The organism is Streptosporangium sp. NPDC020145, from assembly GCF_040631275.1.
Taxonomy (GTDB): domain Bacteria; phylum Actinomycetota; class Actinomycetes; order Streptosporangiales; family Streptosporangiaceae; genus Streptosporangium.
The window spans coordinates 275,520-294,873 of the sequence record NZ_JBEXZT010000005.1; the positions used below are offsets into that span (position 1 = coordinate 275,520).

11 protein-coding genes are annotated in these 19,354 nt (G+C 74.4%); 4 read left to right on the plus strand and 7 right to left on the minus strand.

All coding sequences use genetic code 11. The features are described 5' to 3' along the window. The first annotated feature begins 41 nt into the window (after positions 1-41). The 3 genes from ABZ463_RS12250 (at position 42) to ABZ463_RS12260 (ending at position 5,660) form a co-directional block, all read left to right on the plus strand. Positions 42-1,187, plus strand: coding sequence for an exonuclease SbcCD subunit D (locus ABZ463_RS12250; protein WP_352011516.1), 1,146 nt, complete (start codon positions 42-44; stop codon positions 1,185-1,187). Then, complete coding sequence (locus tag ABZ463_RS12255) at positions 1,188-4,991, plus strand: AAA family ATPase (protein ID WP_362775667.1); 3,804 nt, start codon at positions 1,188-1,190, stop codon at positions 4,989-4,991. Positions 4,992-5,096: 105 nt separating this feature from the next. Then, positions 5,097-5,660, plus strand: a complete 564-nt coding sequence (locus tag ABZ463_RS12260; protein WP_362775669.1) for a helix-turn-helix domain-containing protein — start codon at positions 5,097-5,099, stop codon at positions 5,658-5,660. On the opposite strand, the gene ABZ463_RS12265 is transcribed toward ABZ463_RS12260, so the two are convergent. The 4 genes from ABZ463_RS12265 to ABZ463_RS12280 all read right to left on the minus strand — a co-directional run bounded on the left by ABZ463_RS12265 (position 5,654) and on the right by ABZ463_RS12280 (position 12,646). Beyond that, positions 5,654-7,000 (minus strand): threonine/serine exporter family protein, encoded by a 1,347-nt coding sequence (locus ABZ463_RS12265; RefSeq protein WP_362775671.1) that lies wholly within the window; start codon positions 6,998-7,000, stop codon positions 5,654-5,656. The two genes, ABZ463_RS12260 and ABZ463_RS12265, sit on opposite strands and share 7 nt — an antisense overlap. A gap of 72 nt (positions 7,001-7,072) precedes the next feature. Then, positions 7,073-10,186 carry a chromosome partitioning protein ParA gene (locus tag ABZ463_RS12270; RefSeq protein ID WP_362775673.1) on the minus strand — a complete coding sequence of 1,038 codons (3,114 nt, stop codon included), beginning with the start codon at positions 10,184-10,186 and terminating at the stop codon, positions 7,073-7,075. 23 nt (positions 10,187-10,209) lie between these two features. After that, positions 10,210-11,439 carry a hypothetical protein gene (locus tag ABZ463_RS12275; protein WP_362775675.1) on the minus strand — a complete coding sequence of 410 codons (1,230 nt, stop codon included), beginning with the start codon at positions 11,437-11,439 and terminating at the stop codon, positions 10,210-10,212. Next, complete coding sequence (locus ABZ463_RS12280; protein ID WP_352011522.1) at positions 11,429-12,646, minus strand: hypothetical protein; 1,218 nt, start codon at positions 12,644-12,646, stop codon at positions 11,429-11,431. Before ABZ463_RS12280 ends, ABZ463_RS12275 begins: the two co-directional genes overlap by 11 nt. 519 nt (positions 12,647-13,165) lie before the next feature. Here ABZ463_RS12280 and ABZ463_RS12285 point away from each other — a divergent pair. After that, a complete protein-coding gene (locus tag ABZ463_RS12285) occupies positions 13,166-13,822 on the plus strand; it encodes a response regulator transcription factor (RefSeq protein WP_352011523.1) in 657 nt (218 codons plus the stop codon). Here ABZ463_RS12285 and ABZ463_RS12290 read toward each other — a convergent pair. The 3 genes from ABZ463_RS12290 to ABZ463_RS12300 are packed head-to-tail and all read right to left on the minus strand — an operon-like array spanning position 13,811 to position 19,244. Next, the gene (locus ABZ463_RS12290) at positions 13,811-15,832 is read right to left on the minus strand and encodes a prolyl oligopeptidase family serine peptidase (RefSeq protein ID WP_362775678.1); all 2,022 of its coding nucleotides are present in this window, start codon (positions 15,830-15,832) and stop codon (positions 13,811-13,813) included. The two genes, ABZ463_RS12285 and ABZ463_RS12290, sit on opposite strands and share 12 nt — an antisense overlap. Continuing rightward, positions 15,829-17,541 carry an ABC transporter ATP-binding protein gene (locus tag ABZ463_RS12295; protein ID WP_362775680.1) on the minus strand — a complete coding sequence of 571 codons (1,713 nt, stop codon included), beginning with the start codon at positions 17,539-17,541 and terminating at the stop codon, positions 15,829-15,831. The genes ABZ463_RS12290 and ABZ463_RS12295 overlap by 4 nt, the downstream gene beginning before the upstream one ends. Beyond that, positions 17,538-19,244, minus strand: a complete 1,707-nt coding sequence (locus ABZ463_RS12300; RefSeq protein WP_362775682.1) for an ABC transporter ATP-binding protein — start codon at positions 19,242-19,244, stop codon at positions 17,538-17,540. Before ABZ463_RS12300 ends, ABZ463_RS12295 begins: the two co-directional genes overlap by 4 nt. Positions 19,245-19,354: the final 110 nt, after the last annotated feature.

The window sequence follows — 19,354 nt, forward strand, 5'->3', positions numbered from 1 at the left end:
GTGGTCTCGTGTGCGTTCGAGGCCTGTTAGCTTCACGTGACATGCGCGTGCTCCACACCTCCGACTGGCACCTGGGCCGCTCCTTCCACCGCGAGAGCCTCCTGAACGCCCAGGGCGCCTTCGTCGACCACCTGATCGAGACGATCAGGAGCGAACGGATCGACGTGGTCGTCGTCTCCGGCGACGTCTACGACAGGGCGCTGCCCTCGGTCGACGCGGTCGACCTGTGCAACCAGGCCCTGCGGCGGTTGGTCGGCGAACGGGTGCGCACCGTGCTGATCAGCGGCAACCACGACTCCGCGCGCAGGCTCGGCTTCGGCGCGGACCTGATCGACGCGGCGGGCGTCCACCTGCGCACCGACCCCGCGCGGGCGGGCGAGCCGGTCCTCGTCGAGGACCCCTCGGGCGACGGGCAGGTGGCCTTCTACGGCATCCCCTACCTGGAACCCGAGCTGGTGCGCGAACCGTGGGAGCTGCCCGAACGCACCCACACCGCGGCGCTCGGGCACGCCATGTCCCTGGTCCGCGCGGACCTGGCCCGCAGGGGGACCCGCTCGGTCGTGCTCGCCCACGCCTTCGTCACCGGCGGGCGGGCCAGTGACAGCGAGCGCGACATCAGCGTCGGCGGGGTCGAGCACGTCCCGCTCTCCGTCTTCGACGGCGTCGACTACGTGGCGCTCGGCCACCTGCACGGCCGCCAGCGGATGAGCGAGACCGTACGGTACTCGGGCTCCCCGATCGCCTACTCCTTCTCCGAGGAGCGCCAGGTGAAGGGCTCGTGGCTGGTGGAGGTCGACGCGCGGGGGCGGGTGAGCGCGGAGTTCGCCGAGGCCCCCGTCCCCCGGCCGATCGCCACGCGCAGGGGACGTCTCGACGACCTGCTGACCTCGGCGGACCACGCGGGTTACGAGGACCACTGGCTCCAGGTCACGCTGACCGACCCGGTCAGGCCGAAGGAGGCCATGGAACGCCTCAGGACCCGCTTCCCGCACACCCTCAGCCTCTCCTTCGAGCCCGAGGGCGGCACCCAGCAGGGCGCGGTACGGCCGAGGCTCGCCGGAAAACCGGAGATCGAGGTGGCGCTCGACTTCGTCCGTGAGGTCCGGGGCGAGGAGGCCGACCCCGAGGAGACCACGCTGCTCCGCGAGGCCATTGAGAACTGCCGAATCAGGGAGGCGATGGCGTAGATGCGCCCGCACCGTCTGTGGATCACCGCGTTCGGCTCCTTCCCGGGTGAGGAGGAGATCGACTTCGACGCCCTCGCCGAGGCGGGGCTGTTCCTGATCCACGGCCCGACCGGCGCGGGCAAGACCACCGTGCTGGACGCGCTCTGCTACGCCCTGTACGGCAGGGTGCCCGGCAGGCGCGACAACGCCAAGAGCCTGCGCTGCGACCACGCCCCACCCGGCAGGGGGCCCTCGGTCGCCCTGGAGGTCACCCTCAGGGGGCGGCGGCTGAAGATCACCCGTTCCCCGGCCTGGCAGCGCCCCAAGCTCAGGGGAGAGGGCATGACCGGGGAGAAGGAGAAGGCACTCGTCCAGGAGTTCACCCCCTCGGGCGAGTGGACCGGGCTGACCACGCGGGTCGACGAGGCGGGCGAGCTGATCGGCACCCTGCTGGGCATGAACGCCGACCAGTTCTTCCAGGTGGCGATGCTCCCGCAGGGGGACTTCGCCAGGTTCCTGCGCGCCGACGGCGAGGACCGTCGCAGGGTGCTCGAACGGCTGTTCTCCGTGAGGGTCTACGCCGGCGCCGAGGCGTGGCTCGCCGACCGGCGCACCGAGGCCTTCCGCGAGCAGCAGAGCCTGCGCACCGAGGTCGACTTCGCCGTCAAACGCATCGAGGAGGCGGCGGGCCCCGAACTGCTCGCCCTCCTCGCCGAGAACGCCGGGGACTCCTCCAGCGAGGAGGACCCGCTCGCCTGGGCCGCCGCGATCGAGGCGCTCGCCGCCGACGCCGAGGCCGGCGCGGGCCGCGACAACGACGGTGTCCTGGAGACCGTACGGCTGGCGCGGGCCGCCCTTGAGCAGGGAAACGCGCTCGCCGACCGGCGCCGCCGCCACGCCGAGGCGGTGGCGCGCGAACGCGCCCTCGGGGAGAGCGCGCAGGAACGGGCCGATCTGGAGGACGTGCTCGACGAGGCGGCCAGGGCCGACCGGGTGCTGCCCATGATCCGGGCCGCCGAGCAGCGGGAGGAGACCGCGACCAAGGCGCACCGGATGGCCGCCGACGCCGTCGCCCGAGCCCTGCCCCTGATCGGGCCGGCAGCCGGGGCAGTGGGCGAGAACGCGGCCGGCGTCGAACGGCTGGCCGCGATGGCGCTCGACCGGCGGGAGGAGATCACCAGGCTGGAGGAACTGCGCACGCAGGAACCGCTGCTGTCGAAGGACCTCCTGGAGCGTGCGACGCTCACCCGGGAGATCGCGGAGCTGGAAGCCCGCCAGAAGGAGACCGACAGCCGTCTTGGGGTTCTGCCCGGCCTCAGACGCGAGGCGGAGGCAAGGCTTTCCGCCGCCCGCCTGGACGCCGCGCGGGTCCCGGCCGCGGAGTCGGCGCGCGACGCCGCGCTGGCCCGGTTGAAGGCCGTGGAGCGGCGGGACGGCCTGGCCGTCGCCCTGGAGGAGGCGCGAGGACACCTGGCCACGGCGCTGGGCAGGCTGCCCGATCCGGTGGAGCACCGTCCGGGGGACGAGGCGCGCACCCGCGAGCTGCTGGCCGTACGGGAACGGGAGCACGGGCGGCTGCTCGCCGGGCTTGAGGGGTTGCGCGGCGACGAGGCCAGGCTCGCCGAACTGGCCGGGCCGCTGGCCGTGCTCGATGCCGAACTCGCCGAGGCGCAGGAGCGGGAGACGGCCCTTGGCGCGCGGTGCGCGGAACTCCCGGCCGCGCTCGCCGAGGTCACCGCGGAGCTCACCGAGGTCAGGGCCAGGGCGGCGGAGATCCCCGAGACGCGGGCACGCGCCGCCGCCGCCGCGGCCGGACTCGACGCGGCCGGACGCCGCGACGGCCTGCGCGCCGAACTCGACGCCGCCAGGACGCTCCAGGCCGAGGCCGTCGACCTCGCCCAGCGGCTTCGCGACCGCCTCCAGGACCTCCGGCAGGCCAGGATCGACGGCATGGCCGCGGAACTGGCGGCCGAACTCGTTCCCGGCGAACCCTGCGCCGTCTGCGGTTCTTCCGAACACCCTCACCCGGCGGCCAGGTCGGGGCGGGCCCCGACCTCCGAGGACGAGCGCGCCGCCCAGGCCGACCACGACGCCGCCGTGGAACGGCGCAGGAACGCCGAGACCGCGGTCGCCGCCCTCACCTCACGCCTCGAAGAGGCCCTCGCCGTGGCCGGGGACACGCCCGTGGAGCAGGCGCGGGAGGCCCTCGACGAGGTACGGCGCGCGCTGGCCGCCCTGACGGCGGTCGCGGAGACGGAGAGCGCCCTCGCCGAGAAGGCGGAGCGTCTGACGGCCGAACTCGACGAGGCGCGGACCGGGGCGGCCGACGCCGCGCGGCTGCTCGCCGGAGGCCGTACCCGCCAGGAGGAGTGGCGGGCGGAACAGGACAGGCTGACCGCCCGGCTCGACGAGGCACGCGGCGCCGACCCGACCGTCCAGGCCCGCAGGGAGCGCCTGACGCGGGAGGCGGCCCTGTTCGCCGCGGCGGCGGAGGCGGCCGGTCGCGCCGCGGAACTGGCGGCGGAGCACCGGGAGGCGTCCGAGGAGACGGACGTCCCGGCCGAGCAGGCCGCGCGGGAACTCGCGCGGGTGCAGGAGGCGCTGGCCGGGCTCACCGAGTCGGCGCGGGCCGAACCCGCGCTGGCCGAGGAGGCCGCGCGGACCGCGGACGAACAGGTCAGGCTTGAGGAGCTCTCGCGCGAACTCGCGGTCACGCTGGCCGCCCGCCGTACGCGGCGGGAGAGGCTGGACGCGGACATCGAGCGGCTGACCGCGCGCCTGGACGAGGCACGGGGCGACGACCCGACACTGGCCGCCAGGCTGGACCGGCTGGCGGAGGAGGCGGAGCTGCTCACGGAGGCCGTCGAGGCGACCCGGCTGGAGCGGACGGCCACGGCGGAGCTGGCGGCGGCCCGTGTCACGGCCACGGCCGCGGCCGTCGAGGCGGGCTTCTCCGGTGTCGAGGACGCGCTCGCGGCCTTCCGCCCGCCGGCCGAGCGGGAGGAGAAGGCCGAACGGCTGCGCGAGCTCGAAAGGGAACGCGTCGCGGTCACCGCCCTGCTGGCCGACCCCGAACTGGTCGCCGCCGCCGCGGAGCCCGAACCCGACCTCGACGGGCTGCGCGCCGCGCGTGACGCCGCGGAGGCCGCCCAGGCGAGGCTGCTGTCCGCGGCGAACCAGGCGCGGGCCCGGCTCGCCAGGCTCGTCACGCTCGGCGCCGAGCTGGCGGGATGCCTGGACCGCTGGGGTCCCGCGCGGCGGCGCCACCACGTCGCCGAGGGGCTGGCGGCCCTGACCGGCGGGACCTCGGGCGACAACCGCTGGAAGATGCGCCTTTCCGCCTTCGTGCTCGGCGAGCGCCTGCGGCAGGTGGTCGACTCGGCCAACGAGCGCCTCGACCGCATGTCGGGCGGCCGTTATCTCCTTGAACACGGCCTCGGCCGTACGGCGGGCGACCGCAGCAGGTCGGGAGGCGGGCTCGGCCTGCGGATCGTGGACGGCTGGACCGGCAGGGACCGCGACCCGGCGACCCTGTCCGGCGGTGAGAGCTTCATCACCTCGCTGGCGCTCGCCCTCGGCCTGGCCGACGTGGTCAGCGCCGAGGCCGGGGGAGTCGAGATCGGGGCGCTGTTCATCGACGAGGGGTTCGGCACCCTCGACGAGGAGACCCTCGACGGGGTGCTGGACATCCTCGACGGCCTGCGCGACGGCGGCAGGGCCGTCGGCATCGTCAGCCACGTCACCGAACTGCGCTCCCGCGTCCCGGCGCAGCTACGCGTCAGCAAGGGCCGCAAGGGCTCGACCGTCGAGGTCACCGTGCCCTGACGAGCCCTGACGAGCCCTGACCGGCGGCACGGGCCGGGCGGTAGGGTATGCGGAGGCGGTCTCCGAGTAGATGTGCGGAGAACGCCGGGAAAGTGAGGAGTCAAGGTGGCGACCACCCAGCGCCCCATGCGGGCCGACGCGCGGCGCAACTACGAACGACTGCTGGCCGCCGCGCGGGTGGCCTTCGCCGAGCAGGGCACTGAGGCGTCCCTGGAGGAGATCGCGAGGGCCGCCGGGGTCGGCATCGGCACCCTCTACCGGCACTTCCCCACCCGCAGGGCGCTGCTGGAGGCCGTGCTCCACGACGGTCTGGTCACCCTCGACACACAGGCCCGCGAACTGCTCGGTTCGGACTCCCCGCAGGAGGCGCTCCTTGAGTGGACGCGCCACCTGATGGCCCACGCCACCGTCTACCGGGGACTGGCCGCGACACTGATGAGCAGCCTCAACGACCCGGCCTCCGAGCTGTACGGCGCCTGCCAGCAGACCCGCGCGGGCGGGTCGGCGCTGCTGGCCGCCGCCCAGCGGACCGGCGCCGTACGCGACGACGTCACCGGGACCGACCTGATGCGCCTCGTCAACGCGGTCGCCTGGATCGGCGAGCACTGCGGCGACGACACCTCGGAACGCCTCCTCGGCCTGGTGATGGACGGCCTTCGGGCTCAGTAGCCCCGCGTACGGCGGGCGGCGGGACGGCTGATGAACGCGCGGGTACGGCCACCCCGTCGCCTGACCTTCCTGGTCAGGTCGGAACCGGTGACCGCGCGCACGACCTCCCCGCCGAGGATGACGCCCGCGCCCAGGGCGAGCGCGGTCGACAGGGCCTGGAGCAGGCTCTCCTGCCCCGCGCCCCCGTGGCCCAGGTTGACCTCGAGCATGCCCCGGTAGAGCGCGGTCCCCGGCAGCAGCGAGCCGATCGCCGGGATCGTGATCACCATCGAGGGGACCCGGGCACGCAGGGCGTAGGCGCCGCCGAACAGCCCGACGACCGCCGCGGCGACGGCGGTGGCCAGGACGACCGGCACCTGCCAGACGTGCAGCTGCACGAAGACCACCCAGACCATCGCGCCGCCGAGCGCCGCCGCGAACAGATGGCGGGGCGGCACGAGCAGCGCAACCGCGAACGACAGCGTCACCCCCACGGCCCCGAGCAGCTGCTCAGGCCTGATCAGCAGCGGCGCGGACGGCACGTTCTCCACTGTCAGCGGCACCCCGAGACGGACGGCGGCGTACAGCGTGATGCCGATGCCCGACACGATCGCGGTCAGGATGAAGAAGATCTCGAACAGCCGCCCGGTCGCCGTGACGTACTCGCCCGCGATGCCGTCCTGCACGCAGGCGACCATCGGCCGTCCGGGCAGCAGCGCGACGACCGCGCCGACCACGACGGCCTCCGCCCGCACCGGCGCGCCGATCGCGAGCATCAGCACCGCGACCAGCGAGCCGAGCATCGCCGCGACCGTGAGCTGGAAGAACTCCGCGACCCCGCGTCTGGCCAGCCAGGCGCTCGCCCGGTCGCCGAGCACGGTCGCCGCGAACGCCGCCGTCGCGACCAGCGCGCCGCCGCCGACCAGGATGCTCGCCGAGGCCGCGATCAGCGCGAGCGCCGTGACCAGGAACCAGTCGGGGTAGACCCGGACCCGGCGGGTGACCTTCCGCAGCCGGGACTCGGCCTCCTCAAGCGGCATGGACCCGCCCGCGGTCTCCCTGATCATCTCGTGGACCGCGATCAACCGGTCGTAGTCGGGCAGGCGGCGCCGTACCCGGCGTTCCGCGGTGACCGGGACGCTCCCGTCGGAGGGGACGTGCGAGAGCGTGATGGCCGACAGGTTGACGTCCGCCTCGCAGTGCGGCACGCCGTAGGCGTTGGTGATCCTGCGCATGGCGCCGGAGACCGTCTCGGTGCTCTCGCCGCTGCCGAGCAGCAGCTCACCGACCCGCAGCGCCAGCGCCATCGCCCGGTAGAGGTCGTGTTTCTGGGGTGTCCGATCCAGCGGCGACGCCGACACCGATCCTCCCTGACCCTCCCGGCCGTCACCGGCCGCACCTCATGCGAGATTATCTGGTTCGCCGCCCGTCTCTCACCGTTCGTCCCTCATCACCTGTTCCGCACCGTCCGTCTCCGGTGTCCGCCTGCCCACTGCGGCGGCCAGCGCCCGCACCCGCTCCGCGTGGGCGTCATGACCGACGATCACCGGCGGCTCGTTGTACGGCATGGCGTCGGAGGAGCGGCGCAGCTTGATGTACTGCCCGCAGGCGTCGACCGCGTAGGGCTCCATGTCGTCCTGGAGCGCGCCGATCACGGTGATGCCGTAGGTCTCGCCGATCTTGCGGAACAGCGCCACGGCCTCCCTGCGGTGCTCCTTGCCCAGGTTGCGGCCCAGCTCGTCGAGGACGAGGCACAGGTGGCCGCCGCCGGAGGAGGCGATCGCCGCGGCGCAGACCAGCTTGACCGCCTTCTCGTCCATCAACGCCGTGTTGGCCCGCCGGTTGTACGGCACGAAGCCCTGACCCTCGCCCCTGCGCCACCTGGGGGTGACCCGCCACGCCCAGCGCTGCTCGGGGTCGGCGGGCGCGGGCGGCACGGGAAACTCCAGCGTCGCGCCGTAGCCGCCGTAGGAGGTGTCCAGCCGGTCGAACTCCTCGGCGACCCGGGTGAGGCGCGCCTTGATCGCCGCGCTCAACGCCGCCCGGTGCACGGCGGTCGACTGCGCGGCCTCCTCGGCGCCCTTCGCCGCGGCGGCGAGGTCACGCTGCCTGGTGGCGAGCTGGGACTCGATCTGACGGCGCTGGTGACGTTCGTACTCCTCCTGGCCGCGCAGGTAGGACGCCAGGGCGGCGCAGACGCCGGGGAAGGTCGTCTGCTCACGCGCGGTGCGCCCGGCGCCGGGCTCGGTGCGCCGCCGTACCAGGAAGGCGAGCTCCTCGGGCATCTCGTCGTCCTCGCCGGGGAAGGTGTCGCGCAGCGCCTCGTCGAGGCGGCGTTCCGCGGTCCGCCACCACTCCTCGGCCGTCAGCGGGGACTCCTGCTCGCCCAGCGCCTCCAGCCACTCGCGGGCGCTCTGCGCGGTGCCGCCCCACTCGGCGGCCAGCGCCTCGATGCCGAGTGCCTGCCGCTCCGCCGTGATCGCGGCCGCCCGCTCGGCCGCCCGGTCGCGCTCCGCCTCGTGCCCGGCCCTGCGCCCCTCAAGGCGCTCGATCTCCATGTTCCTGGTCCTGGCACGGAAGTCGAGGGCGCCTGCCCGTCGCTCCGCCTCACCCACCTTCGGCCCGGCCTCGGCCAGCGCCTCGGTGAGACCGGTGAGCGCGGCCCGCCGTTCGGCCAGCCGCCGCTCGACGTCGGCGAGCCGTACGGCGGCCCTGGCCCCCTCCAGCCGCCGCCCGGCCTCCGCGACGCCGTCCTCGGCGGCGCGCACCGTCTCCGCGGCCACCTCCTGCGCGTCACGCGCCCGGTGCAGCCGCAGCTCGGCGGCCTTGATGCGGGCCTCCCTGCCGGTCGTGACCGCCTCGAACGCCCCGACGACGGTGACGCCCGCCGCGCTGACCAGCACGGAGCCGGGCAGCGCGGCCAGCGCCCGCGCCGCGGACGCCAGGTCGGCGGCGTCCACGACCACGGCGTGCTCCCTCGGCCAGCCACGGGCGCCGAGAGCCACGGCGACCGCCCGCCCCGCAAGGCCGCCCGTGTCGTCCCTGGCGTGCTCGGCGACGTCGAGCGCGTCGAGCAGGCCGCTCGCCTCGACCCCCGCCGCGGCGAGCGCGTTGAGCTGTGCCGCGGCCGGGCCGCCCTCGGCGTCGTCGAGCGCGGCCTTGGCCCCCTCGGCCTCGCGGTCGGCGACACCCAGGGCCTTCAGCGCCTCGTTGAGCCTGAGCCTGGCCTGCCCGAGTTCGTCCTCGGCGGTCCGCACGTCACGGCCGTCGGCCAGCCGCCGCTGTTCCTCAAGGCCGGGGATCTGCCCGCGCAGCTCGTCGACCGCGTTCTCCGCGACCGCGCGGTCGGCGTCCAGCTTGGCCGTCCGCGCCTGCAGGGCGGTCAGCTCCCTGCGGGCCTCGGCCAGGCCGCGGTCGAGCGTGTCGTCCTTCAGGGTCGCGATCTCCGCCCGGACCTCGGCGACGGCCTCGGCCGCCCGCTCACCCTCCGCCGTCGCCCGCTCCAGGTCGGCGGCGAGAGCCTCGTCCCGCCGCGCGGTGTCGGCCAGCCTGCGCGCCAGCCGCCCACGCCAGCCGCGCATCCCCTCGGCCAGCCGTATCCTGGCCCGGTCGCGCCGGTCGAAGGTCTCAAGCAGCGCCCGCGACTCGTCCTCGAACTCCCTGAGCAACTCGGCGGCCCGCGCCGCCCGCACCCGTTTGGCGTGCTCGTCGCGCCGGGCGTCGCGTTCCTGGTCCAGCTCGGTGTCCAGGCCGGTCAGAGCGGCGATGGCCTCGAAGACCCGCTCGGGGGAGATCTCGTTGAGCGGCTGGGACAGCAGGTTCGTCGCGACCTTGCTGCGCACCGAGGTGGACAGGAACGACACGCACCTGACCCGGTCGCCGTACAGGAACCTGGTCAGGTCACGGGCGACGACGTCCCTGCGGCCCGCCGAGCGGGGCAGCGTCGCCCACAGGTGGTCGGCCCGCGTCACCCGCTCGGCCTCCGAGGAGGCCGAGGCCACGCACACCCCGGGGGTCCAGCGGATCTCCAGGTGCGGGGCCTCCTGGTTGACCCGCAGCCACACGGTCAGCGCGTCGTCCAGCCCTTCGCCCAGCCCGCCGGTGCCCGCCCGCCCGTCGCCGGCGTTCGCGAAGACGCCCACGATGTAGCCGTGGTCGGCGCTCGCCCAGGTCCTTCCGCCCCCGCCCGCGGCGAGCTCGGCGTTGAACAGCAGCTCGGAGACCGCCTTCGCCCCGGAGGCGAAGCGCCACTGCTCGTCGCCGAGCAACGCGGTGATCATCGCGATGAACGAGGACTTGCCCGCGCCGTTGGAGTCCTTCGGGCCCGCCCCGGCGACCACGATCAGCGTCCCCGGCACCGTCGGCACCGGGTGGGTGGACAGCCGGGAGATGTTGACCGCCTGCACGGCGATCAGCACCCGGTCGCCGACCACGTTCTCACCCGGCGCCGCCACCCTGGCCTCGACGGGCACCAGACTGGCCTGCCCCGTTCGCCCGCCTGCGTTGTCCGGCGAGTCCCCGGCTGACGGGTCCGGCTGCTCGGTCACCCCTGTCGTTCCCTTCTTCTGTCTCATCGGCGGTTGGCCCTCACGGCCGCGGCCAGCGGGGTGTGCGGCCCCGCGGCGAGGATCAGCTCTTCCTGCAGACGGCGCCTGGCCTGCGGGGTCAACCGGTGGAACTGCGGCCCGGGGACGTATCCTCCGGCCTCCTCTCCCGCCTTGACCTGCGTGACCAGGCCCGCGTGACGTAACATCCGCAGCGCCGCGTCCAGCTCGCCGACCGGCAGCCTGGTGTGCCTGCGCAGCTCGTCGACCTGGGCGGGGAACGGAGACAGCCAGCTGTCGGCGGGCAACAGCCCGTCGGCGCGGGGGATGGCCACCGAGTGGACCAGCACCAGCACCAGCACCGCGCGCTCGGCCTCCCCGAGGGAGGACCCGGCCAGCGCGGCCGTCCCGTCCTCGTAGCCGGAGGTCCACCGCTCACGGTCCTGGACCAGGACGCGGCCCCGCCGCCGCAGCATCTCCGCGACCGTACGGCGCGGCGCCGGATCGCGCAGCGCGGGGAAACGCGCCTCGCCGACCGGCTCGGCCGCGTGCTCGACCGCCATGAAGGCGGCCACGATCTCGGCCCTGCGCCGCTCGTCGAAGGGGGCGAGCAGGTCCTCGTCGACCCCGTCGGGCTCGGAGACGCTCGCGGTCGCGCCCGCCCCGGTCTCCTCGGCGGCCTGCCGCCCGGTCCTGTCCTGTGGCCTGTCCTGTGCCCTGTCAGGGGCGGGCAGGACGTCGAGTCCGGTGGAGCCGTCCTCTCCCGAGGGGAGACGCCGCAGCAACTCCCTGAGCTGGGCGTGGGAGGCGGCGGGCCAGCCGGCGCAGCGGGGGCCGAGCCGTACGAGACCGGCGTCGACCTCAAGCCAGGCCGAGTCGTGCAGGCGGCGCAGCGCGCCGATCGCCCAGTTGCGCATGAGGTCGTCACCGCGGCCGATCAGCGCCCGGTAGGCGGACAGCACGTCCTCGACCGGCGCGGGGGAGCCGGGCCACGGATCGGCGGACAGGTCGTTCCAGCAGCACTTCAGCGCCGCGGCCAGCACCCGCCTCGTCTCTCCGGCCCGCTCCACGTTCACCGGCGCGACCTGGTACTCGTCGAGGAGGGACGGCGTCGCCCCGTCGGGCCAGGCGGGCAGCGCCGTACCGGTCCCGTCGGGGTTGCCGAGCCGGGTCATCCCCGGGGGAGCGGGCTCACCCGCGCCGAGCGTGAGGGGGCCGGTCGCCCTGGCCCGCGCGTGCGCCAGCTCAGGCGTCATGGCCAGTCCTCTCCAGGAGCCCGTGCGAGAGCCATGACGGCTCCCCGTCCGGGTCCGCGGTGAGGGCGTCCGACCAGCGCAGCCGGTAGGGGGACTCGGGACGAAGGTCGGCCGAGACGAGGTCGGCCAGCAGTCTGCGCGCGGAGACCCACTCGCCGTCCGCGGTGAGAAGCTCCTCAAGCCGGGCGCTCGGCCGCCCGGCGAGGGCCGCCTCGGCGACGGCGGTGAGGTGGTCGAGCCCACCGCCACCGGGCTCGTGGGAGTCGGCGGGGCCGGGATCGGGCAGCGCGGAACGTGGCGGCGTCGGCTGCGCGGGGGCGGGCCGGGGACTCTCGTCAACGGCCCTGACGATCGCCGCAGGATCGTGCCACGGCGCGGGGACGTCGAAGACGAACCCGTCGAGCACGGCGGCGAGCCGCTCCCTGGGCGCGGTCTGGGCGAACGTCCGCCAGGTCTCGGCGGGCAGCAGGGTGAGGTTCCTGGTCGTGCCCGCGGAGTCGGCCAGACGGCCCGCGGCCCGGCGGGAGGCGTCGCTGTAGGAGTAGATCGAGGCGCGCAGCTCGGTGCAGGTGCGGTCCAGGTCGGGCCAGCGGGTGAGGATCGTGGCGTGCAGGCTCTGCGCCCTGCGGGCGATCTCCTCGGTGCCCCAGAGCTTGGGCGCCTGCTCACGCAGCTCCTCGATGGTGCCGCCGGTCAGCGTGATCAGCTCAAGCGCCCACAGCCTGAAGGCCCGCGACAGGTTCTGCGCGCTGAGCCGCGCCTCCTCCATGGTCGTGCGGGGGTCGGCGACGTTGAGGTCCTCCAGGGCGAGCAGCCGGTGCATCTCCGACTGACCGCCGTCGTCCATCATCCGCCGGACGAACATCAGCCCGACCACGCTGGTGAACGACGCCCGGTAGCGGAGCTGGTTCGGTTTGGGGAAGACCTCACGGATCGCGCCGAGACCCCTGAGCACCCGCAGACGGTTCTCGAACAGCTCAAGGGGGTAGGCCCGGCAGACGTGCCGCATCTGCTCGTGGGTCAGCCACTCCTCGCCCGCCTCGGCGAACGCCGCGAACAGCGTCTCGGCGATGTCGACCAGCACGGGGTCGTCGACCACGGCGCCGCTGTCGCGCGCGAGTGCGGCGAACATGCGGCGGTAGGTGGCGAGCACGGCCTCCTCGGAGAGGGCCGAGTCGAGCGTGATCTCGTGGTTCGTCTCTGGCACGCGCCCTACCGTAAGGCTTGGGCCCGACAATCACGGCCCTGACGCCGTACGGCACCGCGCCCGCGGTGGGGCCGTACGGCACGTGAGGCGCACGAAGATGATCGGCGGGAAAGGGGACGGGGGTTCCGGCTGGCTCACAAAGGATAATGGATCAGGGCGAATTCCCGATCATGCGTGATATTTCCCGATACCTGCCGTGTTTAACGAATTGTGGCAGTCCTTGAATGTTTGCGTTGGAGGTCCATTTTGCGATCGTGGGCAGGGCGGGGGTGGTCGTGGACTGGACCGTGGGCGCAGGCCGGGGCAGGATGGATTTCACCTGGTCTGGGGGCGGAAGAGTCGTTCCGGATATCCGATTGTTCGGATTCGCGCCCCTGGGGAGGCGTAATTCGCGGGGGGTGGGTACTCGTCTGGCCTATCCGGGTGGCGAACGGTTCCGGCGGGTAGCACAATGATTTCCGCGGGTGACATCCGGAGCAATTAACACATAAGCTTCCCGCCGAAAAGGGGACACGACCCGTGATAAGCGTCCTGATCGCCGAGGACATGCACCTCGTTCGCGGAGCGATGGCCGCGTTGCTCTCCGTCGAGCATGACATCAAGGTGGTCGAGGAGGTCGGTCACGGCGACGACGTGGTGCCCTCCTGCCTGCGGGCCAGGCCGGACGTCGCCCTCCTCGACATCGGACTGCCCGGCACCGACGGCCTGTCGGCGGCCTGCGAACTGGCCAGGGTGCTGCCCTCCTGCAAGAACGTCATGCTGACGGGCCTGGCCACCCCAGCCGCGCTGCGGCGCGCGCTCGACGCCGGGGCGCGAGGCTTCGTCGTCAAGGACGCCCCGGCGGGAGAACTCGCCGAGTGCGTGCGCAGGGTCGCCGCGGGCGAGCGGGTCATCGACGCGGAGCTGGCCGTCGCCGCCCTCCACGCGCGGGAGAACCCGCTCACCGCCCGCGAGCTTGAGGTGCTCCAGGTCGCGGCCGAGGGGGAGCCGGTCAACGAGATCGCCAAACGGCTCTTCCTCTCCGGCGGAACGGTCCGAAACTACCTGTCGCGGATCCTCGCCAAGATGGGGGCCAGGACCAGGGTCGAGGCGGTCACCATCGCCCAGGAGTCGGGCTGGCTGTGGCCCGAGGACGTCAGGCGGATCGGCCTGATCCGCTACCGCTCACGGGCCTGATCCAGGCGCTCCCGGTTCGAGACCGGTGTGCCGGGCGAGGAAGGCCAGCATGTCCGCGGCCAGGCCGACCGACCGGCTGACCGCCCTGGCCCCGTGTCCCACGCCGTCCTCGTGGCGCAGCACGACGGGCCTGTCTCCCGAGGTCGCCCACTGCAGGGCCGCGCACATCTTGCGGGCGTGGAGGGGGTCGACCCGGGAGTCGCCGCCGAAGGTGGTCAGCAGCGTCGCCGGATAGTCCGTGCCCTTCTCGACCCGGTGGTAGGGGGAGTAGCCGAGCAGCCAGCCCAACTGCTCGGGGTCGTCGGCCGAGCCGTACTCACCCCGCCAGGAGGGGCCGAGGCCGGAGCGCTCGTAGCGGACCATGTCGAGCAGCGGGGCCGAGCAGACCACGGCGGCGAACAGATCGGGACGCTGCGTCAGCACCGCGCCCGCCAGCAGGCCGCCGTTCGACTCGCCGCACACGCCCAGCCGGTCCGGGGTGGTCCAGCCCTCCGCGACGAGGTGTTCGGCCACCGCGACGAAGTCGTCGAAGGTGTTCTGCTTGCGGCCGAGTGTGCCCGCCCTGTGCCAGTCGGCCCCCTCCTCGCCGCCGCCCCGCACCTGGGCGAACGCGAAGATCCCGCCCGCCTCGACCCAGGGCAGCACGTAGCCGGAGTACGACGGGGCCAGCGGGCGCCCGAATCCGCCGTAGCCGTACAGGACGGCGGGCCGGGGACCCGCGCCCGGGCGGGCCAGGACGACCACCCGCACCGGGGTGCCGTCGGCCGAGACGCAGACGAACCGGTGCGACTCGACCTCGGGCACCTCGACGGCGCCGGGCGCCGCCTCCCAGAGCGTTGTCCGCCCGGTGCGCGCGTCGTAGCGGTGGACACCGACCGGGGTGACGCCGTCGGTGTAGGTGAACCAGACCTCGTGTCCCCCCTCAGGACGGGTGGACATGTGCCCGACGGAGCCGAGGCCGGGCAGGGGGACCAGGCCGAGCCGTTCCCCGGTCACCGGGTCGTGGACGCCGATCTCGCCGGTCGCGTGCCGGGTCCGGCCGACCAGCAGCACCGGTCCCCCGGTTCCCTCCGCGATCGCGAAGTCCCCGATCACGGCCTCCGGGTCGGGGCCGACCAGTTCGCTCCAGCCCTCGGGTGAGGGGTGCTCCGGGTCGGCGACGCACAGCCGGCCGCGGGGCGCGTCCCGGGTGGTCAGCAGGTACAGGCGGCCGTCGGGACCGACGGCGGCGACCGTCACCGCGTCCGTCCCCTCCTGGACCGTCCGCAGCGCGGGCCGTTCGGGGGAGGAGGCGACCAGGTCGGCCAGCCACAGGTCGTTGCCGCCGGGACGGCCCGCGGAGACCGTGAGCCAGCGTCCGTCCCCGCTGATCCCCAGGCCGTAGGAGCGTTCCTCGGCGCGGACCACGACGTCGTCGTCGGCGGGGGTGCCGAGCCGGTGCAGGCAGACCCTGCGCCCCCGCACGTAGAAGAAGGCCTTCCCGCCGGGCAGCCACGCGACCGGCGAGTAGCGGCAACGGTCGACCGGCCCGTCCACGACCTCGCCGGTCACGACGTCCGCGACGTACAGACGCGAGTGCTCGTCCCCGCTCCTGGACAGCTGGAAGGCCAGCAGACGGCCCTCGGCGTCCGGCTGCCAGTGGTCGAGCGTGACCAGGCCGCCGGGGTCGAGCACCCCCGGATCGACGAGCGCCCTGACGTTCTCCCCCGCTGCGGCGGTGTACAGCACGGCGTGCTCCTGCCCGGCCGTACGGCGCAGGAAGAAGCGACGCCCGCCCCGCCACATCGGCGTTCCCGCGGTCCCCGCCTCGGTGAGCGCGGCCACCCTGGCGTGCCACCCGTCACGGCCGGGCAGCGTGGCGGCGTGGGCACGCCACAGCTCGTCCTGGGCGGCGAGCCAGTCACGCGTCCTCGGGTCGTCCCCGTCCTCAAGCCACCGGTACGGATCGGGTACGGCCCGCCCGCCCAGAAGGTCGACGACCGGTTCCCGCTCGGCGGGCGGATAGATCATGGGACAAGCTCCTGGTTCTCGGCGGGGTTCCAGTGCCCGGCCAGTTCCGCGTACGGCGGGCACGAGGCGAGCAGTTCGTCGTGGGTCCCCAGCCGGACGTCGACGCCGTCCATGACGAGGATCCGCCGGGCCCTTCTCGCGGAGGTCAGCCGGTGGGCGACGACCAGCAGCGTGCCGCCCCTGCGGGCGAAGGCCTCCTCCGCGACGGCCTCGGCGACCGGGTCCAGGTGGCAGGTCGCCTCGTCGAGGACCACCAGGCGGGCGGGGCTCAGGTAGGCGCGGGCCAGGGCGACGAGCTGACGTTCGGCGGGGGAGAGCAGGCCCGGATCGACCTCGGCCGAGTGGCCGCCGAGCCTGGCGACCAGGGCGGTCAGCCCGACCGCGTCCACCGCCTCCTCGACGGCCTCGACCGGCGTTCCCGCGGCGGCCAGGTAGGTCAGGTTCTCCAGCAGCGTTCCCCGGAAGACGTAGGCCTCCTGGGGGATCAGCACCCGGCTCGCCGGATCGAGCAGGCCCGCGGGGACGCCACCGACCAGGACCTCCCCCGTGTCCGGCGGCAGCACCCCGGTGACGAGCGCGGCCAGCGTCGACTTGCCGATGCCACTGGGGCCGACGACCGCGACGTGGTCGCCGTCCGGGATCGACAGGCCGAGGCCGGAGATCACCGGCTCGGCGTGCGGGCCGTAGGCGAACCACACGTCGCGCAGCCGTACTCCGGCGTCCCCGGGGGCGCGCCGTTCCACCTCGGGGCGGGGCGGGGCGCCGTGGCGCAGGACGCGTTCGAGCGAGACCCGCAGCCGGACACCGCTCATCCCGAGGCCCTGCACGAGGTTGCCCAGCGCGGGGGCGAGCGACTGGGTGACGTAGACCAGGGCGCCGAGGATCACCCCGGCCCCGGCCCCGCCGCGTACCAGCCAGGGGGTGCCGGCCAGGATCAGCAGCACCGGAAGCCAGCCCCCGACGGCGAGTGAGGCGGTGCGCAGCGCGGTCACCCCGGCCAGGGCGCGCCCGGCCCGTTCCTGCAGCCGCACCTGGCGGCCGAGGTCGTCGGCCACCCGCGACCCGGCGCGGCAGGCGGTGATGTCACGCAGCGCGCCCGCCATGTCGGCGAGCGACTCGGCGGTGCGCTCGTCGGCGAGGATGAACTCCCGCTGCCGCCGGGCGAGCGCGGGCAGCGAGAGCAGGAACAGGCACAGGCCCGCGGCGAACGGCGGCAGGACCAGCACGAGCACACCGGGAGCGAGGGCGCCCAGACCGAGCACGACGCTCACCACGGTGAAGGCGAAGGACCTGACGACCGTGATGACCGAGGCCAGGGCGTCCCTGGCCAGCTCGACCTGGAGGTTGGCCCGGGCGACGGAGGCGGTTCCTGGGCCGTTCCCCGCCGTGGCCGAACGGCGCAGCGCGCCGCCGACGACGTGGTCGAGCAGCTCCTCGCGGAAGGGCTCGACGACGGCGCCGACGGTCAGCACGACCTGGCGCGCGCCCACCGCCGCCACCAGCCAGGCGCCGCCCAGTACGGCGAGCCAGGCGAAGCCGATCCCGGCCCGGCCCGCGGCGAAACCGTCGTCGATGGCCCTGGCCACGGCCAGGCCGACCACGAGGGCGGGCGCGGTCTCGGCGACCGACCAGGCGCCCAGCCTCAGCAGCAGGCGGGGTTCGCGCAGCAACGCCCGGCGGACGGGACCGCCCGGTACGGCCGCCCTCACGACGCACCCGCCCCGGTGACCGGAGGGCTCGGTAGAGGCTGGAAGACGGCCCGGTAGGCGGGGTCCCGCCACAGCCTGGTGTGCGTGTCGCAGGCGCGCACCCGCCCCTCCTCCAGCCAGACCACCAGGTCGGCGGAGGCGGCGGTCGCGGCCCGGTGCGCCACGATCATCCGGGTACGGCCTCCCAGCTCGCCCGCCAGCGCCCGGCTGACCTGACGCTCGGTGACGGTGTCCAGGCTGGAGGTGGCGTCGTCGAGGACGAGCAGGCGACGGCCGTGCGCGAAGGCCCTGGCCAGGCCGAGCCGCTGCCGTTCCCCGCCGGACATGGGGGCCTCGCGCAGCGGCGTGCCGTACCCGAGGGGGAGCCTGCGTACGAAGCCGTCGGCGCACGCGGCACGGGCGGCGGCGTGTACGGCCGCCTCACGGCCGTCCGTCTCGGCGACGCCGAGGCTGACGGCGCCGGAGATCGTCCCACCGGCCAGGACCGGGCGCTCGAAGGCGTAGCCGACGGCCGCGCCGAGCGCCTCCGCGGACAGGTCGGGCAGCGGCACGCCGTCCAGGCGGACCTGCCCGGTCTCCGGGTCGGCCAGCCGTCCCGAGAGGGCGGCGAGGTGGGACTTGCCCGAGCCGGACCTGCCGACGACGGCGACCGAGGAGCCGCCGGGGACGACCAGGTCGATCCCGCTGAGCACGCCCGCGCCGACACCGCGCAGCTCCAGGGTGCCGGGGCCCTCCGGCAGGGACAGGCCTCCGTAGGCGATCACGGGCTCCTCGGTCAGCTCCGCCAGGCGGCCCGCGGCGGCCCGTGCCCTGGCCAGACGGCCGACGTGGCCGAGCGCCGCACCGAGTCCGGCGCCGAGCACGACGTAGCGGGCGGCGGCGTACAGCTCCCCGGCGGTGAGGTCGCCCCCGGCCAGCCGTAGCCCGCCGACGCCGAGCACGGCCACTTCGAGCAGCGGCACCACGGCCCCCGCCCTCACCCCCGCCTGGGCGTTGGCCCGCCACATGTCCATGGCGTGCGCGCGCAGCCGGGGCAGGGGGGCGAGCACCCGGGCCCGTTCCCGCTCCTCGGTGCCGGCCGCGGCGATCGTGCGCGCCCCGGAGAGGGCGTCGACCAGGCGCGCGGCGATGTCGGCCTGCGTCCGCTGGTAGTCACCGGCGAGGGAGGTGGTCGTGCTGAGGAAGGCCCGCAGGACGAACGCGATGAGCACCAGACCGGCGACCAGGGTCAGGGCGAGCCAGACGTCGATGAGGACGAGGGCGACAAGGCCGCCCGCGGTGGGGACGAGCAGCGCGGCCCCGGTGACGATCGACTCGGGCGCACGCCCGGTCTCGTCGGCGTTGACGCCCATCCGGGTGACCAGGTCCCCCTCGGGGAAACGGCGGGTCATCGCGGGACCGGCCCCGAGCACGTGCCGCAGGATCCGCAGCCGCAGCCACCGGGTGGCCCGCGCGCCGCCGCCCCCGGCCGCCCAGACGCCCAGCACGTCGCAGGCCGCGATCAGAACCACCACGGACCCGCAGGTCACCAGCCAGGTACGGCTCGCGGGCCCGGCCGCCACGAGCGTGTCGACGGTCCTGCCCAGGACGTAGGGGAGCGCGAGCTCGCCGAGCGCGCCCGCCAGGGAGGTGAACACCAGCACGTACAGCCAGGGACCGCTGTGCCTCAGCGTCCGCGTGACCAGCCGATCCGCCGTCCGCACCGTTTCTCCTTCGCCGCGGGTTCTCGTGGAGGGCTTCCTTGTATTTCCCGGTATTTCCTGAGATTTCTTGGTATTTCCTGGAAAGGGCGATGCCCGGGACGGCTGCCGTC